Origin of the sequence: Streptomyces sp. NBC_00454 (assembly GCF_041434015.1) — a bacterium.
In the GTDB taxonomy this organism is placed as follows: Bacteria; Actinomycetota; Actinomycetes; order Streptomycetales; family Streptomycetaceae; genus Streptomyces.
This window is the reverse complement of sequence record NZ_CP107907.1, coordinates 3,875,161-3,900,994: the sequence shown is the minus strand read 5'-3', so window position 1 is coordinate 3,900,994 and position 25,834 is coordinate 3,875,161. Positions and strand designations below refer to the sequence as shown.

Annotated in this window: 22 protein-coding genes and 2 tRNA genes; 5 read left to right on the top strand and 19 right to left on the bottom strand. The window is 69.9% G+C overall.

From position 1 onward, the window contains the following. Positions 1 to 6: 6 nt before the first annotated feature. Entirely contained in the window at positions 7 to 753 is a 747-nt protein-coding gene (locus tag OHU74_RS18120) for a class E sortase (RefSeq protein ID WP_371616861.1), read from the bottom strand. Next, complete coding sequence (locus OHU74_RS18115) at positions 722 to 1,498, bottom strand: DUF881 domain-containing protein (protein ID WP_371616860.1); 777 nt, start codon at positions 1,496 to 1,498, stop codon at positions 722 to 724. The genes OHU74_RS18120 and OHU74_RS18115 overlap by 32 nt, the downstream gene beginning before the upstream one ends. Positions 1,499 to 1,589: 91 nt before the next feature. On the opposite strand from OHU74_RS18115, the gene crgA reads away from it, so the two are divergent. After that, positions 1,590 to 1,844: a cell division protein CrgA gene (gene crgA, locus OHU74_RS18110; RefSeq protein WP_330297459.1), complete on the top strand. Its 255-nt coding sequence runs from the start codon at positions 1,590 to 1,592 to the stop codon at positions 1,842 to 1,844. Between the two features lie 129 nt (positions 1,845 to 1,973). On the opposite strand, the gene OHU74_RS18105 is transcribed toward crgA, so the two are convergent. Both OHU74_RS18105 and OHU74_RS18100 read right to left on the bottom strand, forming a co-directional pair. Next, entirely contained in the window at positions 1,974 to 2,870 is an 897-nt protein-coding gene (locus tag OHU74_RS18105; RefSeq protein WP_371616859.1) for a rhomboid family intramembrane serine protease, read from the bottom strand. Positions 2,871 to 3,030: 160 nt separating this feature from the next. After that, a complete protein-coding gene (locus OHU74_RS18100; RefSeq protein ID WP_371619725.1) occupies positions 3,031 to 3,558 on the bottom strand; it encodes a peptidylprolyl isomerase in 528 nt (175 codons plus the stop codon). Positions 3,559 to 3,733: 175 nt separating this feature from the next. Between OHU74_RS18100 and OHU74_RS18095 the strand changes: the two genes are divergently transcribed. Continuing rightward, a complete protein-coding gene (locus OHU74_RS18095) occupies positions 3,734 to 4,501 on the top strand; it encodes a DUF5324 family protein (protein ID WP_371616858.1) in 768 nt (255 codons plus the stop codon). Positions 4,502 to 4,603: 102 nt separating this feature from the next. On the opposite strand, the gene OHU74_RS18090 is transcribed toward OHU74_RS18095, so the two are convergent. Both OHU74_RS18090 and OHU74_RS18085 read right to left on the bottom strand, forming a co-directional pair. Next, the gene (locus OHU74_RS18090) at positions 4,604 to 5,080 is read right to left on the bottom strand and encodes a LysM peptidoglycan-binding domain-containing protein (RefSeq protein ID WP_371616857.1); all 477 of its coding nucleotides are present in this window, start codon (positions 5,078 to 5,080) and stop codon (positions 4,604 to 4,606) included. A 111-nt stretch (positions 5,081 to 5,191) separates the two neighbouring features. Further along, a complete protein-coding gene (locus tag OHU74_RS18085; RefSeq protein WP_371616856.1) occupies positions 5,192 to 5,671 on the bottom strand; it encodes a MarR family winged helix-turn-helix transcriptional regulator in 480 nt (159 codons plus the stop codon). A 101-nt stretch (positions 5,672 to 5,772) separates the two neighbouring features. Between OHU74_RS18085 and OHU74_RS18080 the strand changes: the two genes are divergently transcribed. After that, positions 5,773 to 7,302 (top strand): MFS transporter, encoded by a 1,530-nt coding sequence (locus OHU74_RS18080; protein ID WP_371616855.1) that lies wholly within the window; start codon positions 5,773 to 5,775, stop codon positions 7,300 to 7,302. 159 nt (positions 7,303 to 7,461) lie between these two features. Here OHU74_RS18080 and OHU74_RS18075 read toward each other — a convergent pair whose 3' ends face one another. Together OHU74_RS18075 and OHU74_RS18070 are read right to left on the bottom strand one after the other, a co-directional pair. Beyond that, on the bottom strand, positions 7,462 to 8,280 hold the full coding sequence (locus OHU74_RS18075; protein ID WP_371616854.1) for an isocitrate lyase/phosphoenolpyruvate mutase family protein: 819 nt from the start codon (positions 8,278 to 8,280) through the stop codon (positions 7,462 to 7,464). A gap of 442 nt (positions 8,281 to 8,722) precedes the next feature. Further along, positions 8,723 to 8,795, bottom strand: a tRNA-Ala gene (locus OHU74_RS18070). 160 nt (positions 8,796 to 8,955) lie between these two features. Between OHU74_RS18070 and OHU74_RS18065 the strand changes: the two genes are divergently transcribed. Both OHU74_RS18065 and OHU74_RS18060 read left to right on the top strand, forming a co-directional pair. Next, on the top strand, positions 8,956 to 9,507 hold the full coding sequence (locus OHU74_RS18065; RefSeq protein ID WP_330297453.1) for a DNA-binding protein: 552 nt from the start codon (positions 8,956 to 8,958) through the stop codon (positions 9,505 to 9,507). Positions 9,508 to 9,539: 32 nt separating this feature from the next. Continuing rightward, positions 9,540 to 10,802 (top strand): serine/threonine-protein kinase, encoded by a 1,263-nt coding sequence (locus tag OHU74_RS18060; RefSeq protein ID WP_371616853.1) that lies wholly within the window; start codon positions 9,540 to 9,542, stop codon positions 10,800 to 10,802. Between the two features lie 48 nt (positions 10,803 to 10,850). Here the strand turns inward: OHU74_RS18060 and OHU74_RS18055 are convergent, their stop codons facing one another. From OHU74_RS18055 to dnaA, 11 genes are all read right to left on the bottom strand, one after another. Then, entirely contained in the window at positions 10,851 to 12,188 is a 1,338-nt protein-coding gene (locus OHU74_RS18055) for a hypothetical protein (protein WP_371616852.1), read from the bottom strand. Between the two features lie 163 nt (positions 12,189 to 12,351). After that, a complete protein-coding gene (locus tag OHU74_RS18050; protein ID WP_208809277.1) occupies positions 12,352 to 12,486 on the bottom strand; it encodes a DLW-39 family protein in 135 nt (44 codons plus the stop codon). 145 nt (positions 12,487 to 12,631) lie between these two features. Beyond that, positions 12,632 to 12,705: transfer RNA gene (locus tag OHU74_RS18045), tRNA-Ile, on the bottom strand. A gap of 107 nt (positions 12,706 to 12,812) precedes the next feature. Further along, positions 12,813 to 13,460 carry a DUF3566 domain-containing protein gene (locus OHU74_RS18040; RefSeq protein ID WP_371616851.1) on the bottom strand — a complete coding sequence of 216 codons (648 nt, stop codon included), beginning with the start codon at positions 13,458 to 13,460 and terminating at the stop codon, positions 12,813 to 12,815. Positions 13,461 to 13,462: 2 nt separating this feature from the next. Next, a complete protein-coding gene (gene gyrA, locus OHU74_RS18035; protein ID WP_371616850.1) occupies positions 13,463 to 16,096 on the bottom strand; it encodes a DNA gyrase subunit A in 2,634 nt (877 codons plus the stop codon). A 40-nt stretch (positions 16,097 to 16,136) separates the two neighbouring features. Continuing rightward, a complete protein-coding gene (gene gyrB, locus OHU74_RS18030) occupies positions 16,137 to 18,191 on the bottom strand; it encodes a DNA topoisomerase (ATP-hydrolyzing) subunit B (RefSeq protein ID WP_371616849.1) in 2,055 nt (684 codons plus the stop codon). 398 nt (positions 18,192 to 18,589) lie between these two features. Further along, positions 18,590 to 19,234, bottom strand: a complete 645-nt coding sequence (locus OHU74_RS18025; RefSeq protein ID WP_371616848.1) for a DUF721 domain-containing protein — start codon at positions 19,232 to 19,234, stop codon at positions 18,590 to 18,592. Then, the gene (recF, locus tag OHU74_RS18020; protein WP_371616847.1) at positions 19,231 to 20,379 is read right to left on the bottom strand and encodes a DNA replication/repair protein RecF; all 1,149 of its coding nucleotides are present in this window, start codon (positions 20,377 to 20,379) and stop codon (positions 19,231 to 19,233) included. The genes OHU74_RS18025 and recF overlap by 4 nt, the downstream gene beginning before the upstream one ends. Before the next feature lie 149 nt (positions 20,380 to 20,528). Next, on the bottom strand, positions 20,529 to 21,404 hold the full coding sequence (gene gnd, locus OHU74_RS18015; RefSeq protein WP_371616846.1) for a phosphogluconate dehydrogenase (NAD(+)-dependent, decarboxylating): 876 nt from the start codon (positions 21,402 to 21,404) through the stop codon (positions 20,529 to 20,531). Between the two features lie 294 nt (positions 21,405 to 21,698). Further along, positions 21,699 to 22,829, bottom strand: coding sequence for a DNA polymerase III subunit beta (gene dnaN / locus OHU74_RS18010; RefSeq protein ID WP_330297445.1), 1,131 nt, complete (start codon positions 22,827 to 22,829; stop codon positions 21,699 to 21,701). A gap of 889 nt (positions 22,830 to 23,718) precedes the next feature. Next, positions 23,719 to 25,500 carry a chromosomal replication initiator protein DnaA gene (gene dnaA / locus OHU74_RS18005; protein WP_371616845.1) on the bottom strand — a complete coding sequence of 594 codons (1,782 nt, stop codon included), beginning with the start codon at positions 25,498 to 25,500 and terminating at the stop codon, positions 23,719 to 23,721. Positions 25,501 to 25,834: the final 334 nt, after the last annotated feature.

The window sequence follows — 25,834 nt, the reverse complement described above, 5'->3', positions numbered from 1 at the left end:
GGAGGGTCACCTCGGCAAACCCTCCGGCCTGCCCTGCGCGAGGGTCCGCGTCTGGGTCAGCTCGGCCCAGACCACCAGACGGTGGCTGTGGCCCCATTCCGGGTCGCAGGTGGTCAGGGTCAGGTACCGGCCGGGGGCCCCGAAGGGCGAGCGGGCCGGCACCGGGTCGATCACGCCGACCTCCGTCGGAAGCGTGCGCAGCGGCTCGGCGCGGACCGTGTACGTGTACCAGCCGGTCGCGTCCTTGAGGATGACCGGGTCCCCGGGGCGCAGCTCGGGGATGTCCTTGAAGGGGTCCCCGTAGGTGCGGCGGTGGCCGGCCACCGCGAAGTTCCCCATGCCGCCGAGCCGGGCGGTGCCCGCGTAGTGGCCCAGGCCCTTCTTCAGGAGGTCCGTGCCCGTGCCCTCCAGGACCGGCTTGTTCCAGTCCGGTCCGAAGCGCGGGACGTACATCTCGGCGAAGGGCTGGTCGGGCGGGTAGGGCGCGGGCTCCGGGGCCGGTGCCGGTGTCGATGCGGATGCCGAGGGCTGCGGGGCGGGCGCGGGTGCGGCCGCGGGAGCCGCCGCCCAGCGGTCGCGCATCCGGGCCATCTCGCCGTCCATGGCCTGGTCGGCCTTGACCCCGGTCCACAGCAGGACGTAGGCCACGAAGAGCACGATGAGCGAGCCCGCGGTCAGGCACACCTCGCTGAACGTCCGTACCAGCAGGCGCAGTACGACATCACGGCGTGGCGGACTCCAGCGGCTTCGCATAGTGGAGGTCCACTGTGCCGGAGTAACCCGGCAGTGTCAGCGCCTTGTGGTCCTCCACTTTCCAGCCCAGCCCGTACGCGTTCACGTAGAGCTGGTAGTTCTGCAGCGCCGGGGAAGCCGCGAGGGCCTTCTTCAGCGCGGCCGGGTCGCCGACGGCCGTCATCTTGTACGGGGGCGAGTAGACCCGGCCCTGGAGGATCAGGGTGTTGCCCACGCAGCGCACGGCGCTGGTGGAGATGAGCCGCTGGTCCATGACCTGGATGCCCTGGGCGCCGCCCTGCCAGAGGGCGTTCACGACGGCCTGGAGGTCCTGCTGGTGGATCACCAGGTCGTTGGGCTGCGGCTCGGGGACGTTGGGGATGCGGGCCGTGGCGTTGGGCGGTGCGTCGTTCAGGGTGACGGTCACGGCCTTGCCGGTGAGGTCCTCGGTGCCCGAGGCGACGCGCAGGGCGGACAGCTTGGCGTCCTCGGCCCTGGTGCTGCCGTCGTCGCGCTCGGCGAGGGCGTCGACCTGGCCGCGCACCGTCGCGGTGCTCTTCTCCAGCTCCAGATTGCTCTGGCTGCGCTCGTGGATCAGGTCCGACAGCTTCAGGAGCGAAGCATCCGTCCGGATGTTCGTACCCTTGGAGGTGTTGAAGCTGGTGACGAAGATCAAGCCGGCCAGGGCGAAAACGGCGGCCGTCAGCAGCCGGACCGGTCTGGCACGGCGACGGGGACCCGCGGAGGAGTCGTCGGAATTGCTCAACGTACCCTTCTCCTTCAACGCCACAGGTCCACTACGCTAACGGACGCCCGGGGCAGGCAAGGTCCCCAGCCCATCGACAGGAGAGCCCCTCGTGCCGAAGTCACGTATCCGCAAGAAGGACGACTACACCCCGCCGCCCACGCGGACGCCACAGGCCATCAAGCTGACGAACCGCAACTGGGTCGCCCCGGTCATGCTGGCCTTCTTCATCATCGGCCTGGTGTGGATCGTCGTCTTCTATCTGTCCGACACCCAGCTGCCGATCGAAGCCCTGGGCAATTGGAACATTGTGGTCGGTTTCGGCTTCATTGCGGCGGGATTCGGCGTCTCCACGCAGTGGAAGTAGCCCCCCGATAGTCACGCGGTACTACCGGCTCCGCAAGCTCTCCCCATGAGTTATCCACAGCGTCATCCACACCTGAGGAAAAGACAGAAGATCTGTGGATAACTCTGTGGAGAGTTGACGCCGGTGTGATCAGGTGAGTGCGGAAAGTTCGGCCGTCCGGACCGCGATCACGGCCGCTGCCAGCAGGAACACCGCCACACAGGTGCCCCACTGGACGAAATTGCGATTCCTGGCACCCATACCTTTTCCCCGACCGGCGGCGGGCCACAACAGGCCCAGCGCGACCAGGACACCGGTGACGAGGCCGCCGATATGGGCCTGCCAGGACACGTTCAGCCCCGGTACGAAGGTCAGCACCAGCATGAACACCGCCATGGTGATCAGCGGGCGCATCTCGTACCCCATCCGGCGGGCCAGCACCACGGTGCCGCCGAGCAGGCCGAAGATGGCCCCGGAGGCCCCGAGAGTGGCCGTGTTCGGCGGGGTCAGCAGATAGACGAGGGCGCTGCCGCCCAGGCCCGACAGCAGGTACACCGTGAGGTAGCGGGCCCGGCCCAGCGCCCGCTCCAGCGGGGCCCCGATGAACCACAGGCCGAGCATGTTGCCGAAGATGTGCCACATCTGGACGTGCAGGAACGCCGAGGTCATGAGGCGGTAGTACTCGCCCGTGGAGACACCTTCGAGAGGTCCGCCCAGCTGCTCCCGGTAACGGCCGAGGAGCTCCAGCTGGATTGCCAGCTCTGGGAAGACGTGGGCCCCGAGGAAGAAGGCGACGTTGATCCCGATCAGGATCTTGGTGACCAGGTGGGGATCTGCGGCCACCACCCCGCCCGCGATGGTGCGCGGGGCGTTCGCGGCGGCCCCGTGGCCCGTACCGGAGCCCTCACGGACGCATGTGGGGCACTGGAAGCCGACCGAGGCGTTGATCATGCACTCGGGGCAGATCGGCCGCTCACAGCGCGTGCAGCGGATCCCGGTCTCGCGGTCCGGGTGGCGGTAGCAGCCCGGAAGACGGTCGGTGTCCATCGGTCCCCTCGGTCGGCGGCGGGGCGGCGGAGCGGGGCGGCTGATCCGCCCTGCCCGTCCGGTACGTATCGAGGACGGACGGGCGGTGGCGAAAGGTTCCCGGACGGCGGCCGGTCCCGGCGGGCGCGGGGTCGGCGGTCAGCAGCCGCGGGGTCGGCGGTCAGCGCCTCGCGATGACCACGGACTGGATGATCACGTCGTCCAAGGGCCGCTCCGTGCGCGGGTTGGTCGCGCCGCCGGCGATCGCGTCCACGACCTTCTGGCTGGCCTTGTCGGTGACCTCGCCGAAGATGGTGTGCTTGCGCGTCAGCCAGGCGGTGGGGGCGACGGTGATGAAGAACTGCGAGCCGTTGGTCCCCGGGCCGGCGTTGGCCATGGCGAGCAGGTAGGGCTTGGTGAAGGCCAGGTCGGGGTGGAACTCGTCGGCGAACTGGTAGCCGGGGCCGCCGGTGCCGTTTCCGAGCGGGTCGCCGCCCTGGATCATGAATCCGCTGATGATCCGGTGGAAGACGGTGCCGTCGTAGAGCGGGTCCGTGGTCTTCTGCCCGTCCGTGGGACGCGTCCATTCGCGGGCGCCCGTGGCGAGCTCCACGAAGTTGCGCACGGTCTTCGGAGCGAAGTTCTCCAGCAGCTCGATCTCGATGTCGCCGTGGTTGGTCTTCAGGGTGGCGTAGAGCTTCTCGGCCACGGATCTGCCTTCCATAGTCATCACTGTCGGTTCCAGATCCTCGCACGGAGGGCCACGCCGGGCAGAAATCGTCCACCCATATGCCCTGTCGCGCATGCCGGTCGGCGATATGGGAGGCATGATCCGACAAAGGGTGGAAAGGTGAACTGTGTCCGCCACCGAGGAGGAGGATCCCGTGACCCGCAAGGAAAGCGTGCGCCTGGCAGCGACAAGTGCCAGGGATACGGTGCGGCACGCAGCGGAAGTGGTGGCGCCGTACGCGGAATCCGCCAAGCACACCGCGGTGCATTACGCCCACGAGGCGAATGAACGGCTCGCGCCGAAGGTTTCGTATGCGGCGGGCGAGGCTGCCAAACAGGCCCGCTCGACGTACGACTCCCACGTACATCCCCGGATCCTGTCGGCGCGCTCCCATGTGCCGCCGCATGTGGACCGGGCCGCGGTCAATGCCGTGAAGCAGACCCGTCTGGCGGCCCGGCACGCGGCGGATTACACGCAGCCGCGCCTGGAGAGTGCCCTCGCGGCGGCCCAGCCGGTGGCCGAGGAGGCCGCGTCCCGGTCCACTGCGGCGCTGGCGGCGCTGCGCGGCCAGGTGTCGGCTAAGGAGGTGCAGGGACTCGTACGGCGCCACGAGCGGCGGGCGCGTTGCGGCCGGCTGTTCAAGGGCGTCGCGGTGGTCGGCGTACTGGCGGGCGGCGCTTTCGCCGCGTGGAAGTGGTGGGACCAGCAGTCGAACCCGGACTGGCTCGTCGAGCCGCCGGCGGCCACCGAGCTGTCGGCGCGCGACGAGGAGGCCCCGGCCGGCTTCGACGACGTACTGACGGCGAAGGAGCGCGAAGCGGAGGGCGGGAGCACCGCCCTCGACGACGAGGGCGTCCAGGCAGAGGCCGAGGCCATCGAGGCCCGCATCGACGCGGAGGACGCGAAGCGCAAGCACCGCTGACGACCGCGGCGGCAGGTCGCAGCAGCTGATCACGCACAGGGGCCCGGATCCTTTTCAGGATCCGGGCCCCTGTGCGTGCGCCTTGCCCCGCCGCTGGATCCGCTACTGGGGAAGGGTGAGGACCATGCCCGGGTGGATCATGTCGGGGTTGGACCCGATGACGCCCTTGTTCATGGCGTAGAGCTCGCGCCAGCGGCCCTCGTTGCCGAGCTCGCGGCGGGCGATCGCCGAAAGCGAGTCACCGGAGCGGACCGTGTACTTGCGCTGCAGCTTGGGCGCCACGGGCGCCGCGGGCACCGCCTTGTGCGCGGCCGAGGACATGGTGGGCGTGTGCGGCGCGTGAGGTGCGACGGGCGGCGCCGCCGGAGGCGCGGGCGCGGGCTTCGGCGCCGCGGCCGCCATGCGCTCGGCGGCCTCCTTGGTGGCCGTCGCCGAGTCCGTGTACCTGATGCCCGCGTCGGACGGCATCGCGGACGGCGCCGCCGGAGCGGCCGCGGCCTGCTGTTGCACCTGCTCAGCGGCCTTCTCGGCCGCGTGTTCCTTCTTCTTGTCGGACTTCAGGAAGTCGAAGAGTCCCATGTGTGTACGCCTCCGGCATGGTGTTGCCCCCCTGGGCTGAGTGCCTTTCCCCACTCTCTGCCAGAAGGCGCCGGACGGCCCTGTGACTGGGCCATCCGGGGGACGGGGCGGCTACTGCCGGGCGCGCCGCGCCGGGCGCGGACCGTCCGAAGGGATCTCCAGATCGCCCTGGGCCAGCAGCTTCAGACCGCGCAGCAGAGCCGTGCGCTCGGTGTCCGCGAGGGAGGCGAGGGCATCGGCGTGCACCCGGTCGACGATGCGGCTGCTCTGCTCGGCGACGGCCGCGCCCTTCTCGGTCACGAAGATGACCCGGGCCCGGCGGTCCTTGACGGACGGGCGCCGCTCGGCCAGACCGGCCCGCTCCAGGGCGTCCACGGTCACGACCATCGTCGTCTTGTCCATGTCGCCGATCTCGGCGAGCTGGATCTGGGTCCGCTCCTCCGTCAGCGCGTGCACGAGGACGCAGTGCATGCGTGCGGTGAGCCCGATCTCGGCGAGGGCAGCCGCCATCCGGGTGCGCAGGACATGGCTGGTGTGGTCCAGAAGGAAGGAGAGATCCGGCTCGGTCTGGGTGGGTGCCATGGCAGTCATGTCACCACCCTAGCAATTCGATCCGAAGAAAATAGTCTGCAACGAAACTATCTGCTACGGTCACATCAGTCGCCCTCACTGCCCACCGACTGGAGAGACAGATGCCTGCCGCTTCCGCTCCCGCCCCCACCTCCGCTCCGGCGGTTCCCTCCACGCCGCCCACCGGCCCGGCCGCCCCGACCGCCCCGGGTAAGCCCGCCACTCCGGCTGCCCCGGCCGCCCGGCGCGGGCTGCGGTCCCGGTGGACCGCCCTCGCGGTGCTCTCCACCGGCGTGCTGATGACGGTCCTCGACGGCAGCATCGTCACCGTCGCGATGCCCGCCATCCAGAAGGACCTGGGCTTCACCCCCGCCGGTCTCAGCTGGGTCGTCAACGCCTACCTGATCGCCTTCGGCAGCCTGCTGCTCCTCGCGGGCCGGCTCGGCGACCTGATCGGCCGCAAGCGGATGTTCCTCGCCGGGACCGGCGTCTTCACCGGAGCCTCCCTGCTCGCCGGATTCGCCGGCTCCCCCGAGGTGCTGATCGCCGCCCGCTTCCTCCAGGGGCTGGGCAGCGCGATGGCCGCGGCCGTCAGCCTCGGCATCCTGATCACCCTGTTCACCGAGCCGCGTGAGCGCGCCAAGGCCATCGCCGTCTTCTCCTTCACCGGCGCGGCCGGAGCCTCCCTGGGCCAGGTGCTCGGCGGAGTACTGACCGACGCCCTCGACTGGCACTGGATCTTCTTCATCAACCTGCCCATCGGGCTCGCCGCCCTGGCACTGGCCCTGCCGGCCCTCCCCAAGGACGGCGTCCAGGCCGGACCGGGCCTGCGGGCCGGGGCCGACGTACTCGGCGCGGCCCTGGTCACCGCCGGTCTGATGCTGGGCATCTACACCGTGGTCGAGGTCGAGCAGTACGGCTGGCTCTCCGCGCACACCCTCGGCCTCGGCGCCCTCTCCCTGGCCCTGCTGGCCGGCTTCACGCTCCGCCAGGCCAAGGCCCGGACCCCGCTGGTACCGCTGCGGATCTTCCGCAACCGGACCGTGATCGGCGCCAACCTGGTCCAGATGCTGATGGTGGCCGCGCTGTTCTCCTTCCAGATCCTGGTCGCCCTCTACCTCCAGAACGTGCTCGGCTACGGAGCCGCCGAGACCGGTCTCGCGATGCTTCCGGCAGCCCTGGTCATCGGTGCGATCTCGCTCGGCGCCTCTGCCCCGCTGAACTCCCGCTTCGGTGAGCGCAACGTGCTCCTGACCGGCCTCGCCCTGCTGGTGGCCGCCCTCGGCCTGCTGACCCGGCTCCCGGTCCAGGCCGACTACGTCACCGACCTGCTGCCCGTGATGCTGCTGGCCGCGGGGTTCGGTCTGGCACTGCCCGCCCTGACCGCGCTCGGGATGTCCGGCGCCGACGAGCAGGACGCGGGGCTCGCCTCGGGCCTGTTCAACACCACCCAGCAGATCGGCATGGCCCTGGGCGTGGCCGTCCTGTCCACCCTGGCCGCCTCCCGCACCGACTCCCTGCTCTCCACCGGCCACAGCCGCGCCGAAGCCCTCACCTCCGGCTACCACCTGGCCTTCGGGATCGGCGCAGGCCTCCTGGTCACGGCGCTCGTGGTGACCACGGTCCTGCTGCGGAGCACGCGGCGCTCCTGAGGACCGCGTCTCCGGGCCGATGTTTCACGTGAAACGGGCGGATGTTTCACGTGAAACATCCGCGGCAGGAAAGACCAAGAGGGCGCAGACATGACGATGGGCCGCCGCTCCGCACACGCGGAGCGGCGGCCCATCGCCGTATCGGTCACCTCGACGGCACTACTTCACGAAGAGCCCGTTCAGCGTCCCGTAGTCCAGCGGCCCGCCGAGCGAGCCGTACGTGCCCTCGCCCAGCAGCTCCCGCGTGGCGTTGTGGGCCGCCGCGTACGCCGCCTGCGCGACGGCGGTGCCCACACTGACCCGGCGCACCCCGGCCTTCGCCAGCTCGGCGATGGAGGGAGCACCCGGCCCCGCCATGGCGTTGACCGGCAGCGGCCCCCGGGCGATCTCGCCCAGGGCATCCAGGTCCAGCAGACCCGGTACGAAGATCCCGTCGGCGCCGGCGGCCGCGTACGCCCCGATGCGCGCGAGCACCTCGCCCAGCCGGCCGGACTCCTCGCCGATCCCGAACAGGAACACGTCGGTACGGGCGTTGACCACCAGCTCCGGCAGCCCGGCCCCGGCCGCCGCCGCACGGGCGGCACGGATCCGCTCGCACTGCTCCTCGACGGTGTGGAGCGGGCCGCCCGCGGCCTTGGAGTCCTCCAGGTTGATGCCGACCCCGCCCACCGCGACGACCCCGCGCACGGTGGCCGCGACGTCCCCGTAGCCGCCCTCGACGTCCACGGTGACCGGCAGGTCGACGGCCGCGACGATGCGGGCGGCCGCCGCCAGCATCTCCTCCCGCTCCGCGTGCTGACCGTCCCCGCGCCCGATCCCCCAGGCCACCCCGCCGCTGGTCGTTGCGATCGCCGACGCCCCGGCGGCCTCGATCACCGCCGCACTGCCCGCGTCCCAGGCATTGGGCAGCACGAGCATCCCTTCGCCCAACGCCCGCAGCCGCAGCGCCTTCTCGGTGGTCTTCGCGTCCACAGTCATCCGAATCTCCTCAGCCTTGCCCTAGCCGAACGATCGCCATATCGAGCCAATCGGCGAGGCCTTGGCGGCCCTCCCCGCTCAAGTGTCCACAACAGTCGGCCGATTGGACGACGGGACATGAGCCTGCCGGGCCACCGGGGACGGCGAGGCGCCGCCGGGGACGAAACCTCGCGGGAGCGCGGGTCGTCGGGCCGGCGGGCTGGCGGGCTGGCGGGCTGGCGGATCAGCGGGATCGGCGGGATCGGCGGGACCGGAGAACCGCCGATCCCGCCGGGCGACCCGAATCCCGCTGGGGGCCTCCCCGCGCGACCCGGAGCCCCCGCCCGCACACGGGACGGGCGACGGATTCCCGGCCCGAAGGCCGCTCGGACCCCTCGGCCCGAGCAATGAAAAAGACCCCCTCGATCTGCATTCCAGCAGGTCAAGGGGGTCTTCGAGGTCGTGGAGCCTAGGAGATTCGAACTCCTGACATCTGCCTTGCAAAGGCAGCGCTCTACCAACTGAGCTAAGGCCCCTCGATATGGACGCAGCACTCCCCCGGGAGGGAGTGACCGTTCCGCAGAACAGAGTACCGGGTGTACCCCCTCATCTCGCAAAATGATAGGGACTCCCGCCCTGCGACCACTCTCCGTAAGATGCTCGCGAGGTTCGCACCAGCGAAGGGGAGTAGTAAGAGTGGACGCAGTACAGCAAGAGGCTACGGCCAGAGCCAGGGAACTTCAGCGGAGTTGGTACGGGGAGCCGCTCGGAGCGCTCTTCCGCCGGCTCATAGATGACCTCGGCTTGAACCAGGCCCGCCTCGCTGCCGTCCTCGGGCTGTCGGCGCCGATGCTGTCCCAGCTGATGAGCGGGCAGCGGGCAAAGATCGGCAACCCGGCCGTGGTCCAGCGGGTCCAGGCTCTCCAGGATCTCGCCGGCCAGGTGGCGGACGGAAGCGTCAGCGCGGCAGAGGCAACCGACCGGATGGACGAGATCAAGAAGACCCAGGGAGGCTCCGTCCTCAGCAACAGCACCGGCCAGACCGCAGGCGGCTCCGGCGCGCCCACCGTCAAGCGCGTGGTCCGGGAGATCCAGTCGCTGCTGCGCTCGGTCTCCGCGGCCGGCGACATCATCGACGCGGCGAACACCCTCGCCCCCAGCCACCCGGAACTGGCAGAGTTCCTCCGGGTCTACGGAGCGGGTCGCACGTCCGACGCGGTCGCCCACTACGAGGCACACCAGAACTGACGGGCTGCTGACGACGGGGGACGAGCGCAGCGATGGGTGAGATCTTCGCGGGCCGGTACGAGCTGATCGATCCGATCGGGCGTGGCGGCGCCGGTGCCGTATGGCGGGCCTGGGATCACAGGCGCCGCCGGTACGTCGCGGCGAAGGTCCTCCTGCAGAGCGATGCCCACACCCTGCTGAGGTTCGTCCGCGAGCAGGCGCTGCGCATCGATCACCCGCACGTGCTGGCCCCGGCCAGCTGGGCGGCGGACGACGACAAGGTCCTGTTCACCATGGACCTCGTCGCCGGCGGTTCCCTCGCCCACGTGATCGGCGACTACGGGGCCCTGCCGCCCCGGTTCGTGTGCACGCTGCTCGACCAGCTCCTGTCGGGGCTGGCGGCGGTGCACGCGGAAGGCGTGGTCCACCGCGACATCAAACCGGCCAACATCCTGATGGAGGCCACTGGAACCGGGCGGCCGCACCTGCGGCTGTCCGACTTCGGCATCGCCATGCGCAAGGGCGAGCCCCGGCTGACCGAGACCGCCTTCGTGGTCGGCACCCCGGGCTACCTGGCACCCGAACAACTCCTCGGGTCCGAACCGGATTTCACCGCCGACCTGTTCGCCGTCGGGCTGGTCGGCCTGTATCTGCTGCACGGGCGCAAGCCCGACTCCCAGGCGCTCGTGGGGCATTTCCTCACCCACGGGACCCCCGAAGCCCCGGAGGGCGTTCCCGCGCCGCTGTGGGGCGTGCTGGCCGCCCTGCTCCAGCCGGACCCGCAGAACAGGTTCAAGACGGCCACGGGGGCGCGCAAGGCCCTTGCCGAGGCCCTGGAGCTGCTGCCCGCGCCCGCCGCGGACGAGGATCCGGTGGAGGTCTTCGACCAACTGGGCCCGGTCCCGGCCGGTTTCACTCCCCGGACTCCGCAGGAGACGGTCCTCAGCGCCGGCGCGGACCTCACCCCCGCCGCCGACACCTCCGTCGCGCCCACGGCGCCGACCGTGCCCACGCAGGCCCCGCAGCAGGCGCCCCAACCGGTGCCGCAGCCCACCCGGGCCACCGCTCCCACCCCCGTCTACGGGCCTTCGGAGACGGGCAGTTTTCACCTCCAGCCACCCCTCCCCCGGCCGCCGGACCCCGCCCGGCCGCTCCCCCAGCCGCAGCCCTTCCCCGCCCCGGCGGCCCACCCGCAGCCGCCCGCGCAGCCCCGTACCCGCTCCCTCGCTCCGCCGTCCGCGAAGGTCTCCGCCGGGATCCTGTGCGCCGCACTGCTCTGCTTCGCCGTCGGGATCTGGGCCCTGACCCGGATCTAGGGCCTCACCTGAATCCGGGCATGACCCGGATCCAGGGCCCGCCCGGGCTCAGGCCCGACGTCGGGACAGCAGGATCCAGCCGCCGAGCACGAGCAGCAGCAGCGTCCCGGCTCCGAAGCCGGCGCCCGCGACCGTGCGCATCACCGACCGGTTCGCCGCGGCGTCCGCTGCCTCCACTGCCGTGGTGCCCTCCTTGGCGGCGGTCCGGTCCTCGGCTCCGATCCCGAATCCGCCGGCCGCGAGGCTCTCCGCGTAGGCGGGTGCCTTGCCCGCCCCGCCGATCAGGTCCAGGCGCAGGGTCAGCGGCACGGGCACCGCGTCCTCGGTGAAATCCCCGACCTTTCCGGCCATGGTCACCGCGACGTAGTACCAGCCGGCCATCCGGACGGGCTCCACGTTCCGGTCGCTCGAGAAGCGGTTCTCGTACGCCACGGGCGCCGTCCTCGGCAGGGAGACGCTCGCCTGCTTTCCGTCGTAGGAGGCGTCCTTGGAGTCGACCAGGGCCCGGTAGGGGCTGTAGAGCGAGACGGTGAGCCCGTCCGAGGCCGAGCCGTACTCCTTCGTCCGCCGGGCGGCGGCGAGTTCGGCCCCGAGGCCGAGTTGCTGTCCCCAGTCGAGCGGCACCCGGTAGTAGCGGGTCTGGCCGGGCCGCAGGCTGTCGCTCCACACCCCGGCGTCCAGGGCGCGCGCGTCGTTGAACCCGGTTCCGCCGGCCCGCGGCGCCGGATCGGTGCCCGGCAGGGTCGGGGAGGCCGAGGGCCAGACGCTGGGCGCGGTGGTGGGCGCGCTGCCCGAGGCGAGGCCCGGTTCGCGCTGGACCCGGAGCTCCAGCGGCCAGGCGGCCGGGTTCCCGTCCTTGGGCGCCGTACGGGTCACCTTGGCGTAGTAGACCCCGGCCCCCTGGCAGTCGGCGTCCTCCTGCAGCTTTCGGGCCCCCACCGCGCTGATGGGGACGGGGTCGTAGCCGAAGGCGGCCCGGCCGGTCCCCCCGCACGCGCGGTTGTCCGGGGACATGATCTCCACCTCGACCCCGTCGCTGTAGCCGATCTTGGCGTCCAGGGCGGGCCGCAGGACGGCGGAGACGTACACGGAGGAGCGGTCGTCGAGGTTGAGCCGGTAGAAGCGCTCCCCGGGCGCGAGCGAGTCCTCGTAGGTCGATCCGGCCTCCAGCAGCGGGGCGCCGGCGGTGGAGGGCTTCCCCTCGACGGCCTTCGCCCCGTCAGCGCTGCGGTACACCGGCACCGGGCCGGCCCCGGCCCCCGTCCCGGCCCCCGTCCCTGCCCCCGGAGAGGGCGCGGCCACGGCAAGGGGCGCGGCCACCAGCCCGAGGAAGACCACCCCGATCGAGAACCCTGCCGAAAGCCCGGCCGAGAGCCCCGCCGACACCCCCGCCGACCTCGGCAGAAGTCTCCGTACCCGCCCCATCACGCCCACCCACCCCGACTTCACCAGCGCAAGCCACCATTTTGCATACCGCAACTTTTCGTCACAGAGCAGCACAAAGCCCCGACCGCAGCGGCAGTCGGGGCTCTGGGATCAACCTTGGGTCTCACACACCGGAACCGGAAGGCACGGAGTCAGTTGCCTCCGTCCACAGGTCCTGCTCGGCGCGGTCCGCCTGGATCTGGCGGTACACGAGGAGCCCGCCGATGGCGGCCAGTGCGACCAGGAGCAGCTTCTTCACCGCGCGACCTCGTCTTTCGTTGACGTAGGAGACTTCTGGCGCCCAACAATACACACCGACCGATACCGATCGGTGACCTGCCGGGAACCCAACTGGCCCTACGACAAAGACCCCCAGGCCATGGGCCTGGGGGTCTTCGACACTGTGGGGCTAACAGGATTTGAACCTGTGGCCTCATCCTTATCAGGGATGCGCTCTAACCAACTGAGCTATAGCCCCATCCGCGCTGCGCGCTGACTTCTGAAGGTTAGCGCACAGACCCGGTGACTCCAAAATCGATGGCGGCGACCCGTCTGCGCAGGTCATCCGCCTCGTCTTCGGAAGCTCTACTCGTCCTCGGCGAGCGTCAGCTCCACACCGCCGACGAACCCCGCCGACAGGTTGTAGATGAACGAGCCGAGCGTCGCCAGCGCCGTCATGAGCACCACGTCGATGACCGAGATCACCGAGGTGAAGATCAGAACGCGCGGCAGCGACAGGAAGGACTGGAGGTCGAAGCCGTTGCTCTCGTTCGAGCCGGTGGCCTCGCTGATCGTGCCGCCGACGCTGGAGAAGATGCCCATGGCGTCCATGACCATCCACAGCACCACCGACGCCACGACCGTGCAGACGCCCAGCGCGATGGACAGCAGGAAGCTGACCTTCATCACCGACCACGGGTCGGCCTTGGCCACCCTGAGCCGCGCCTTGCGCGTCCTGGGCGCCGTACGGGTCCCCGGGCGCGGCTTGCGCTGCGCTCCCGGGTCACCGGCGCCGCGCGGCGCCGCGGGGCCCGCGGGCGCCGCGTAGGCCTGCGGCGGGTGGTACGGCTGCTGCGGCTGCTGGCCGGCCTGCGGCTGCGCCTGAGTCTGCGGCGACTGAGGCGGCTGCGGTCCTCGGGTGTCCGTCACGGTTCCCCCCTGGGAGTCCGCGGCAGGGCCACGGGCACCGTTCGCTCCAGTCTTGGACGGTCCGGCGCCCGTGGCTCCACTCACGCTTACTCCTCGTGCTCCCCAGCCGAGGGCTCCGTGCCCTCGGCGGCCTCGGCGGCCTGTCCTTCGACGGCCGCCTCGGTCCCGATCTCGGTCTCGTTCTCGCTGTCGTTCTCGCTGTCGTCGACCTCGTCAGCATCCTGACCGGCCTCCGCGTTGCGGGCGATACCTACAACGGCATCCCGCTTGCCCAGGTTGATCAGCTGGACGCCCATGGTGTCACGGCCGGTCTCCCGTACTTCGTTGACGCGCGTACGAATCACACCACCGCCGAGGGTGATGGCGAGAATCTCGTCCGTTTCGTCGACCACGAGGGCACCGACGAGCGATCCGCGGTCCTCCACGATCTTCGCGGCCTTGATGCCCAGGCCGCCACGGCCCTGGACGCGGTACTCGTTCACCGGTGTCCGCTTGGCGTAGCCGCCGTTGGTCGCGGTGAAGACGAACGTACCGGGCCGGACCACGCTCATGGAGAGCAGTTCGTCACCCTCCCGGAAACTCATGCCCTTCACGCCCGAGGTGGCGCGGCCCATCGGGCGCAGCGAGTCGTCGGTCGCCGTGAAGCGGATCGACTGCGCCTTCTTGCTGATGAGCAGCAGGTCGTCATCGGCGGACACCAGCTCGGCGCCGATCAGCTCGTCGTCGCTGCCGTCCTCCGTCTCCCGGAGGTTGATCGCGATGACACCACCCGAACGGGGCGAGTCGTAGTCCTTGAGCGCCGTCTTCTTCACCAGGCCGCCCTTGGTGGCCAGGATCAGGTAGGGCGCGGCCTCGTAGTCGCGGATCGCGAGGATCTGGGCGATCTTCTCGTCCGGCTGGAAGGCCAGCAGGTTCGCCACGTGCTGCCCGCGGGCGTCGCGCCCGGCGTCCGGGAGCTCGTACGCCTTGGACCGGTAGACGCGGCCCTTGTTCGTGAAGAACAGCAGCCAGTGGTGGGTGGTGGACACGAAGAAGTGGTCGACGAGGTCGTCCTGCTTCAGCTTCGTGCCGCGCACGCCCTTGCCGCCGCGCTTCTGCGAGCGGTAGTCCTCGGTCTTGGTGCGCTTGACGTACCCGCCGTGGGTGATCGTGACGACGATGTCCTCTTCGGCGATCAGGTCCTCGATGGACATGTCACCGTCGAAGGGCACCAGCTTGGAGCGCCGGTCGTCGCCGAACTTCTCGACGATGGCCGCCAGTTCCTCGCTGACGATTCGTCGCTGGCGCTCTTCCGAGGCCAGGATGGCGTTGTACTCGTTGATCTTGGCCTGGAGCTCGTCGTGCTCGGCGACGATCTTCTGCCGCTCCAGGGCCGCCAGGCGGCGGAGCTGCATCTCCAGGATCGCGTTCGCCTGGATCTCGTCGATCGACAGCAGGCCCATCAGGCCCTCGCGGGCGATCTCGACCGTGTTGCTGCGCCGGATGAGGGCGATGACCTCGTCGATCGCGTCCAGCGCCTTGAGCAGACCGCGCAGGATGTGGGCGCGCTCCTCCGCCTTGCGCAGGCGGAAGCGCGTGCGCCGGACGATGACCTCGATCTGGTGCTGCACCCAGTGGCGGATGAACGCGTCGATCGACAGCGTGCGCGGCACGCCGTCCACCAGCGCCAGCATGTTCGCGCCGAAGTTCGTCTGCAGGTCGGTGTGCTTGTAGAGGTTGTTCAGCACGACCTTGGCGACGGCGTCGCGCTTGAGCACGATCACCAGGCGCTGGCCGGTGCGCGAAGAGGTCTCGTCGCGGACGTCGGCGATGCCGCCGACCTTGCCGTCCTTGACCAGGTCGGCGATCTTCTGCGCCAGGTTGTCCGGGTTGGTCTGGTACGGGAGCTCCGTGACCACCAGGCACTGGCGGTTCTGGATCTCCTCGACCTCCACCACCGCGCGCATCGTGATGGAGCCGCGCCCGGTCCGGTACGCCTCCTCGATGCCCTTGCGGCCCACGACCAGGGCGCCCGACGGGAAGTCCGGGCCCTTGATCCGCTCGATGAGCGCGTCCTGGAGCTCCTCGTGCGAGGCCTCCGGGTGCTCCAGCGCCCACTGGGCGCCGGCCGCGACCTCGCGCAGGTTGTGCGGCGGGATGTTGGTGGCCATGCCGACCGCGATACCGGCGGAGCCGTTGATCAACAGGTTCGGGAAGCGCGCCGGCAGGACCGTCGGCTCCTGGTTGCGGCCGTCGTAGTTGTCCGTGAAGTCGACGGTCTCTTCGTCGATGTCACGGAGCATCTCCATGGCCAGCGGCATGAGCTTGCACTCGGTGTAGCGCATCGCGGCGGCCGGGTCGTTGCCCGGGGAGCCGAAGTTGCCGTTGGAGTCCACCAGCGGCATGCGCAGCGACCACGGCTGGGCCAGGCGGACCAGGGCGTCGTAGATCGAGCTGTCACCGTGCGGGTGGTACGTACCCATGACGTCGCCGACGACGCGGGCACATTTGTAGAAGCCCTTCTCGGGCCGGTAGCCGCCGTCGTACATCGCGTACAGCACACGACGGTGGACCGGCTTGAGGCCGTCCCGTACGTCGGGCAGCGCGCGGGAGACGATGACGGACATCGCGTAGTCGAGATAGGAGCGCTGCATCTCGGTCTCGAGCCCGACGGGCTCGATGCGCTGGACGGGCTGCTCCTCTGCGGGGTTCTCCGCAGTGGGGGTGATTTCGTCGGCCATTGCTGGTCAGAAGTCCTTTCAGGCGGTCAGCTGAGCCGACTCAGATGTCGAGGAAGCGAACGTCCTTGGCGTTGCGCTGGATGAAGGAGCGCCGGGCTTCGACGTCCTCACCCATCAGCACCGAGAACAGGTCGTCGGCCTGCGCGGCGTCGTCCAGGGTGACCTGGCCGAGCACGCGGTGGTCCACGTCCATGGTGGTGACGCGCAGCTCCTCGGCGTTCATCTCGCCCAGACCCTTGAAGCGCTGGATCGAGTCTTCCTTGATCCGCTTGCCCTGCCCCTTGCCGAGCTCGACCAGGGCGTCGCGCTCGCGGTCCGAGTACGCGTACTCGAAGTCGTCGCGGCCCCACTTGATCTTGTACAGCGGCGGGCGCGAGAGGTACACGTGCCCGGCCTCGACCAGCGGCCGCATGAAGCGGAACAGGAAGGTCAGCAGCAGGGTGTTGATGTGCTGGCCGTCGACGTCGGCGTCGGCCATCAGGATGATCTTGTGATAGCGGAGCTTCGCGATGTCGAAGTCCTCGTGCACACCGGTGCCGAAGGCGCTGATCAGCGCCTGGACCTCGGTGTTCTGGAGGATCTTGTCGATCCGCGCCTTCTCGACGTTCAGGATCTTGCCGCGGATGGGCAGGATGGCCTGGTACATCGGGTTGCGGCCGGACTTCGCGCTGCCACCGGCCGAGTCGCCCTCGACGATGAAGATCTCGCACTTGGTCGGGTCGTTCGACTGGCAGTCGGACAGCTTGCCCGGCAGCGAGGCGCTCTCCAGCAGACCCTTGCGGCGGGTGAGGTCGCGGGCCTTGCGGGCCGCGACGCGCGCCGTGGCCGCGTTGATCGACTTGCGGATGATGTCCGCGGCCTCGTTCGGGTTGCGGTCGAACCAGTCGTTGAGGTGCTCGTGGACGACCTTCTGCACGAAGGTCTTGGCCTCCGTGTTGCCCAGCTTGGTCTTCGTCTGGCCCTCGAACTGCGGCTCGCCCAGCTTGATCGAGATGATCGCGGTCAGACCCTCGCGGATGTCCTCGCCGGCGAGGTTGTCGTCCTTCTCGCGAAGGAACTTCTTCTCGCGCGCGTAGCGGTTCACCAGACCCGTCATCGCGGCGCGGAAGCCCTCTTCGTGGGTTCCGCCCTCGTGCGTGTGGATCGTGTTGGCGAAGGAGTAGACGCCCTCGGTGTACTGAGAGTTCCACTGCATCGCGATCTCGACCGAGAGCAGGCGCTCCTTGTCCTCGGCCTCGACGTCGATGACGGTCGGGTGGATCAGCTCGCCCTTGCGCGCGTTCAGGTGCTTCACGAAGTCGACGATGCCGCCTTCGTAGTAGTACTTGACCGTGCGCGCCTGGTCGTCGTCGGTGGCCTCGGCCGTGTCCGAGCCCACCGTCGCCTTGGCCGACTCGCGCTCGTCCGTCAGCGTGAGGGTCAGGCCCTTGTTGAGGAAGGCCATCTCCTGGAAGCGGCGCGCGAGCGTCTCGAAGGAGTACTCGGTCGTCTCGAAGATGTCGGGGTCGGCCCAGAACGTCACCGAAGTGCCGGTCTCGGACGTCTCCTCGTTCTTGGCGAGGGGCGCGGTCGGGACACCGAGCTTGTAGTCCTGGGTCCAGCGGTAGCCGTCGGTCTTGACCTCGACCGCGACCTTCGTCGACAGGGCGTTCACGACGGAGACGCCGACGCCGTGCAGACCGCCGGAGACGGCGTAGCCGCCGCCGCCGAACTTGCCGCCCGCGTGCAGGACCGTGAGCACGACCTCGACGGCCGGCTTGCCCTCGGACTTCACGATGCCGACCGGGATGCCACGGCCGTTGTCGATGACGCGCACGCCGCCGTCGGCCAGGATCGTCACGTCGATGGTGTCCGCGTGCCCGGCCATCGCCTCGTCGACGGAGTTGTCGACGACCTCTTGCACCAGGTGGTGCAGGCCTCGCTCACCGGTCGAGCCGATGTACATACCGGGCCGCTTGCGGACCGCGTCCAGGCCCTCCAGGACCTGGATGGCACCTGCGTCGTAGGCCTTGTCCTCACCGTTCCCGGCTGCGGAGGTGTTCTTCTCGTTGGGGTTGCCCGAATCGGCCACGAAGCGCCCTTTCTGGCACAGCACAGGCCGGACTCCGGGGCCAGCAGGCATGCAAGCAGGAGCGGCTGCGTCGATCTGCGTTGTCAGCGGTGGTCAGCTTTACTCGACTGAATCCCGCGCGAGCGCGAGATTCTTGTTCAGTCTACCGGTACCACCGACACGAATGGGGGTTTGCCGGTACCTGAGTCCTCATGTGCCGCCCCGAAACTGCTCTCTCCGACTCCCCATATCAGGGGAGGGGCTCTAAGAGGCTCACGCGGGCATTGAGCGCTTCGGGCTGTCAACCTCCCACTACCGTGAGGGACACCACCCGCGCAGACGTACGGAGCGGGCCCGCGCACACCGCCGCCGACCGCCGTACGGGGCCTCGCGCGGGCACTCGTACGCCCGCTCGCGCTCCATCCGTACGGGGCCCCGCGGGCTCACTCGTAGGTGTCGCCCGGGCCCTTGCTGCCCGGCGCCCGGTACAGCCCGTACCGCTTCGGCGCGCCGCCCGGACCGTGGACCTTGATCAGCCGGACCGTGCCCTGCCCCAGGTCCTGGTTGAGCCGCGCCACCAGCTGCGGAGCCAGCAGCTTCAGCTGCGCCGCCCACGCGGAGGAGTCGCAGCGGACCACCAGCTCGTGGTCCTCGTAGCGGTCCGGCACGCAGTGCGCCGCGATGTCCCGGCCGACGATCTCCGGCCAGCGCTCCATCACGCCCGCCACCGCCATCGGCATCTCCCAGCCGCGCTCGGTCCGCAGCCGGTCCAGCGCCGCCATCAGCGGCATCGGGTCCCGGCCGTCGGCGCGGGCGCCGGAGCGCAGGCCCTGCTGGTACGGGCGCTTCTTGCCCGTCGCCGCGTTGCCCCGGGCCCGCGCCTGCTCCCGGGCCGCCGCCAACGCCTGGCGCGCCAGGTCCACGCCGGAGGGCTCGGGCACCTTGCGCGCGGGCTCCTGACCGTCCTGCGACCCGCTGGCGGGCCTGCCCGCGCCGGGCCCGGCTGCGGCCGGCTTGCCTGCGGCCGGCTTGCCTGCGCCCGGCCCGCCTTCGCTCCGCTTGGGCTCGCTCCGCTTGTCCTCGTTCACAGCCGGGTCACCTCACCGCCGGCGACAGCGAACCGCGTGCCGACCAGCACCCCCGGGACGTCGTCGTCGACCGCCGCCGTCACCAGCACCTGCTCGCCCGGCGCCACCAGCTCCGCCAGCCGTTCCCGGCGCCTTGTGTCCAGCTCGGCGAACACATCGTCGAGGATCAGCACCGGCTCGCTGCCCTCGGAGCGCAGCAGCTCGTAGGAGGCCAGCCGCAGCGCCAGCGCGTACGACCAGGACTCGCCGTGGCTCGCGTAGCCCTTGGCCGGCAGCTCGCCCAGGCGCAGCAGCACGTCGTCGCGGTGCGGGCCGACCAGGGTCACGCCGCGCTCGATCTCCTGCTTGCGGACGTCCGCCATCGCGGCGAGCAGCACCTCGTAGAGGGCCTCGCGGGTGCGGGCCCCGCCGCCGTCCACGGCCTCGCCCGCCTCGCCGGCCGCCGAGGACTTGTACGTCAGGCCGATCGGGCCGCCACCGGGCGCGAGCTGCTCGTAGGCCTTGTCGGCCAGCGGCAGCAGGGTCGCGATCAGGTCGAGGCGCTGGGCCAGCAGTTCCGCGCCGGTGCGCGCGAGGTGCTGGTCCCAGACGTCGAGGGTGGACAGGTCCATCGAGCGGCCGCCGTGCCGGCGGGCCATCGCCGCGGACTTCAGCAGGGTGTTGCGCTGCTTGAGCACCCGCTCGTAGTCCGAGCGCACCGCCGCCATGCGCGGCGAGCGGGCCGTCACGAGCTCGTCGAGGAAGCGGCGCCGCTCCCCCGGATCGCCCTTGACCAGGGCCAGGTCCTCGGGGGCGAACAGCACCGTGCGGACGATGCCGAGCACGTCCCGGGGCTTGACCTGCGAGGACCTGTTGATCCGGGCCCGGTTCGCGCGGCCCGGGTTCAGCTCCAGTTCGACGAGCTGCTGCCGCTCGCCCTGGGTGACCGCGGCCCGGACGACGGCCCGCTCCGCGCCCATCCGCACCAGCGGGGCGTCGGCGGAGACGCGGTGGCTGCCGAGGGTCGCGAGGTAGCCGATGGCCTCGACGAGGTTGGTCTTGCCCTGGCCGTTGGGGCCCACGAAAGCCGTGACGCCCGGGTCGAGGGGAACCTCGGCCCGGACGTACGAACGGAAGTCGGCCAACGAGAGATGCGAAACATGCATATGGCGCCGACCTCCCCCGGCTTCCTGCTGCTCTGCTCTGTGGAGCTGTGAAATCTGTGGAGCGGTGATCTGTGGAGCGGTGATCTGTGGAGCGGTGATCTGTGGAACCGGATCCACAGCACCTGTGGGTGCTGTGGATCCCTTGTGGATTACTTCTTCTCGACCGCGTGGCCGCCGAACTGGTTGCGCAGCGCGGCGATCATCTTCATCTGCGGGGAGTCCTCCTGGCGGGACGCGAAGCGCGCGAAGAGCGAGGCGGTGATCGCCGGCAGCGGCACCGCGTTGTCGATCGCGGCCTCGACCGTCCAGCGGCCCTCGCCCGAGTCCTGCGCGAAGCCGCGCAGCTGCTGCAGGTGCTCGTCCTCGTCCAGCGCGTTCACGGCCAGGTCCAGCAGCCAGGAACGGATGACCGTGCCCTCCTGCCAGGACCGGAACACCTCGCGGACGTCGGTGACCGAGTCGACCTTCTCCAGGAGCTCCCAGCCCTCGGCGTAGGCCTGCATCATGGCGTACTCGATGCCGTTGTGGACCATCTTCGCGAAGTGGCCGGCGCCGATCTTGCCCGCGTGCACGGCCCCGAACTCACCCTCGGGCTTGAGGGCGTCGAAGACGGGCTGGACGGCCGCGACGTGCTCCTTGTCGCCGCCGTACATCAGCGCGTAGCCGTTCTCCAGGCCCCAGACGCCGCCCGAGACACCGCAGTCGACGAAGCCGATGCCCTTGGCGGCCAGCTCGGCGCCGTGCTTCTCGTCGTCGGTCCAGCGCGAGTTGCCGCCGTCGACGACGATGTCGCCGGGCGAGAGCAGGCCCGCGAGCTCGTCGACGGTGGACTGGGTCGCCGCGCCCGCCGGGACCATCACCCACACCACGCGGGGGGCCTGGAGGCTGTCCACAAGCTCCGCCAGGCTGTGGACATCGGCGAGGTCCGGGTTGCGGTCGTATCCGATGACGGTGTGGCCGGCGCGGCGGATGCGCTCGCGCATGTTGCCGCCCATCTTGCCGAGACCGACGAGACCAAGCTCCATCAGGTGGTTCCTTAAGCGTTGTGGCCGTCTGTGCCGGGGTTCCCCGCTGCCCGGGGACATCCCCCGTGCCGAGCCTACGCCGGGCGGCGTGACCCGGCTCCACGGGCACTCCGGGTCGCGGGGCGGGGGCCCGCACGAGGCCCCGTACGGGCCGTCCACGAGGCCCCGTACGAGGCTGCGAGCCGGACCGGCGGACCGGACGGCGTGCCCGGGGCCCGGGAACGCCGTCGGGCCCGGCCCCGCGGGAAGCGAGACCGGGCCCGACTGTGTGCTCGATCGTCCGCGTCCGCGGACTCAGCCGGAGAGGCGGACCGGCATGATCAGGTACTTGTACGCCTCGTCGGCCTCGGCGTCGACCGCCGGGCGGCCGCTGAGCAGCGCCGGCTTGGTGGACGTGGTGAAGCTGAGCTGCGCGGCCGGCGAGTCGATCGCGCTCAGGCCGTCCAGCAGGAAGGTCGGGTTGAAGGCGATCGAGATGTCGTCGCCCTCCAGCTTCGCGTCGACGCGCTCCACAGCCTGTGCGTCGTCGGAGGAGCCTGCCTCCAGGATCAGCACGCCCTGCTCGAAGCTGAGGCGGACCGGGGTGTTGCGCTCGGCGACCAGGGCGACGCGCTTGACGGCCTCGACGAACGGGGCGGTCTCGATCACGGCGACGGAGTTGAACTCGGTCGGGAAGAGCGTGCGGTACTTCGGCAGGTCGCCTTCGAGGAGGCGGGTGGTGGTGCGGCGGCCGGCGCCCTCGAAGCCGATGAGGCCCTCGCCCTTGCCGGAGCCCGACAGCGCGATGGTGACCGTGTCGCCGCTGGTGAGCGACTTTGCGGTGTCCAGGAGCGTCTTGGCGGGCACCAGGGCCACGGCCGAGGCCTCGGGGTCCTCGGGCTTCCACAGGAACTCGCGGACCGCGAAGCGGTAGCGGTCGGTGGAGGCCAGGGTGACGCGGTCGCCCTCGATCTCGATGCGGACACCGGTCAGCACGGGCAGCGTGTCGTCGCGGCCGGCCGCGATGGCGACCTGTGCGGCGGCGGAGGCGAAGACCTCACCGGGCACGGTGCCGGTCGCGGTGGGCATGACCGGCAGGGCCGGGTATTCCTCCACAGGCAGGGTGTGGAGTGTGAATCGCGAGGAGCCGCAGACCACGGTCGCCCGTACACCGTCTGTGGAAATCTCCACCGGGCGGTTGGGGAGGGCGCGGCAGATGTCGGCGAGCAGCCGGCCGGAGACCAGGACCGTGCCGTCCTCCTCGACGTCCGCCTCGACGGAGACGCGGGCCGAGACCTCGTAGTCGAAGCCGGAGAGGGACAGCTTGCCCTCCTCGGCCTTCAGCAGCAGGCCCGCGAGAACGGGCACCGGCGGCCGGGCCGGGAGGCTACGAGCAGCCCAGGCCACCGCCTCCGCGAGTACGTCGCGCTCCACCCGGATCTTCACCGGAAACCGCCTCCTGCTGTTGCTCGCTCGTCTGCCGGCCTTCGTCGTCGGCTCGTCGATGCCTCGACCGTTGCCGGGGACCAGTCTGACGTACGGCGCCGACAGTCGTTGCTGTCGGCGGTCAAGTCGGGAGCGAGGTGTCGGGGAGGGCGATCCACCGAGTTGTGCACAGGACCTGCTTGAAAACCGAAACCGGGCTAACTCTCTATGGGGGTAGTAGTAGGGCCTGTGGAAACGGTGGATAAGCCTGTTTTCGCAGGTCAGACCGCGTTTTTTATCCCCACACCCTGTGGGTGGCACCGGTGGACAACCAGGTGTCTCTGTGGAGAACGAAAACTTCTGCACAGGCCATCCCCAGATGACCCCTACTACTCCACAGGTGTGTCCCCAGGTTTCCCCCAGTACTCCACAACCCAAACGTCGACTTCGGTGTGACCGCTTTCACTCGGGGCGGTGAGAGTGGGTGGTTCGTTGCCGAACAGTGGACAACGGTGTGGGGAAGTCGTCTGATCCTGTGCACAGGACCCGGGAAGCTGTGGACCGCCGGTGGACAACGCGGTGGATGGACCTGTGGACAAAATTTCTGTCCACACCCTGTGGATAGTTGTTGCGCACAATTCCACAGGGGCCTGACCAGCCCTGATGGTGCCTCACAGCTGGGCCCTGTGGACAGTCTTGTGGGTGGAGAACCCCGTCCCCAGGGTGTGGACGGAAGAAAGTCGTCCAATCTGTGGATGAGTTGCTCCATTGGGGGCGTATTCGAACAGGTTGGGGGCGCACTAACGAAGAAGGGCGCCCCCGAAGTGACCCGGGAGCGCCCTCAGAAAGCGTTTTAAGAGGCCTCAGCAGCCCTCGGCGACGCCCGTACGGCCCGTTCACGGGGCCCGCGTCAGCCGTTCTTGATGCGGTTGGTGAGCTCCGTGACCTGGTTGTAGATGGAGCGGCGTTCCGCCATCAGAGCGCGGATCTTGCGGTCCGCGTGCATCACGGTGGTGTGGTCGCGGCCGCCGAACTGTGCCCCGATCTTGGGCAGCGAGAGGTCCGTGAGCTCCCGGCACAGGTACATGGAGATCTGCCGGGCGGTGACCAGGACCCGGCTGCGCGAGGAGCCGCACAGGTCGTCCACGGTCAGCCCGAAGTAGTCGGCGGTGGCCGCCATGATGTCGGTGGCGGTGATCTCGGGCGAGCTGTCCTCGCCGCCCGGGATCAGGTTCTTCAGGACGTCCTCGGTCAGGCCCAGGTCGACCGGCTGCCGGTTCAGGCTCGCGAAGGCCGTGACCCGGATCAGCGCCCCCTCCAGCTCGCGGATGTTGCGCGAGATGCGGGAGGCGATGAACTCCAGTACCTCCGGCGGGGCGTTGAGGTGCTCCTGGACGGCCTTCTTGCGCAGGATCGCGATGCGGGTCTCCAGCTCGGGGGGCTGGACGTCGGTGATCAGGCCCCACTCGAAGCGGTTGCGGAGCCGGTCCTCCAGGGTGGCGAGCTGCTTGGGCGGCCGGTCGGAGGAGAGCACGATCTGCTTGTTGGCGTTGTGGAGCGTATTGAAGGTGTGGAAGAACTCCTCCTGCGTCGACTCCTTGCTCGCGAGGAACTGGATGTCGTCGACGAGCAGGATGTCCATCTCGCGGTAACGCTTGCGGAACGCGTCGCCCTTGCCGTCGCGGATCGAGTTGATGAACTCGTTGGTGAACTCCTCGGAGCTCACGTACCGCACCCGGGTGCCGGGGTAGAGGCTCCGCGCGTAGTGCCCGATGGCGTGCAGCAGGTGCGTCTTGCCCAGACCCGACTCCCCATAGATGAAGAGGGGGTTGTACGCCTTCGCCGGCGCCTCGGCGACGGCCACCGCGGCGGCGTGCGCGAAGCGGTTGGAGGCGCCGATGACGAAGGTGTCGAAGAGGTACTTGGGATTCAGCCGGGCGGTCGGCTCCAGCGGGCCGGAGGTCGAACCGCCGGACGGGGCCGAAGGCGCGGGCCGGCTGGGCGCCGGGCGCGGGGCCGGCTGCTCGTACTGCTGCTGCTCGTACTGATGGGACTGGCGCTGCTGCTGGCTCTCGTACTGCTGGCGCGACTGCTGCTCGTACTTCTGCTGCTCGTACTTCTGGGGTTCGTAGGAGCCCTGGTCGTAGGAGGAGGGCTCGGACTGCTGGAGGTAGCCCGGCTGCGGGGAGGCGTACGGGTCGCGCTCGGGGAAGCCGCCGAGGCGGGGCTGCTGCCAGCCGTAGTCGTCCTGCTGGCCGCCGCGGGGCCAGGCGCCGGGCTCGGGGCGCGGCTGCTGGTAGTCCGGGTAGGCGGGGCGGGCCGTGGGCAGCCGCTCGTCGTCGGAGGAGCCGGGGCCGGTGTGGCCTCCGGGTCCGGTGTGACCGCCGGAGCGCTGGCCGCCGTAGGGCTCGTAGTCGTCGTGCCCGGACGGTCCGCTCGGGGTCTGGGGCGCGGGCTCGCCGGCGGAGTCGTCCACGGTGATGGCGATCCGGATCGGACGCCCGCACTCACGGCTGAGGGCATCGCTGATGAGCGGGGCGAGGCGGCCTTCGAGGACGCGCTTGCCGTACTCGTTGGGGACGGCGAGCAGGGCGGTGTCGGCCACGAGTGCCAGGGGCTGGCACCGTTCCACCCACTGCTTGTCCTTGGGCTCGATGCTGTTCTGACCCTCCCCGAGGAGCTTTTCGAGCACCCTTGGCCACACTGCGGCAAGATCGGCAGGTACGTCAGCCACAGAGCACGCTCTCTCACAGGGGTCCCACGAATGTGTGGTTCTTTGGGACGGTCGGGACAAAAAAACCGGGGTCGGGCAACGGTAGTCAGGCCGACGGGTACGGTTCAAGTCGTTGTCCACAGCCTGTGCACAGTGTGAGGCCCCGACGGCTCGGTTTGACCGGATGGCGTAGCCGCGCGTACCGTAACGAGGTCGAGTTGTCGATGGCTGCTGCCGCCTGCCTACCGATGGGCGAAGATCACTGGTTGTGATCGTTTTGCGGTGCCACTCGGGCGAACACGCGAGTTTTCTC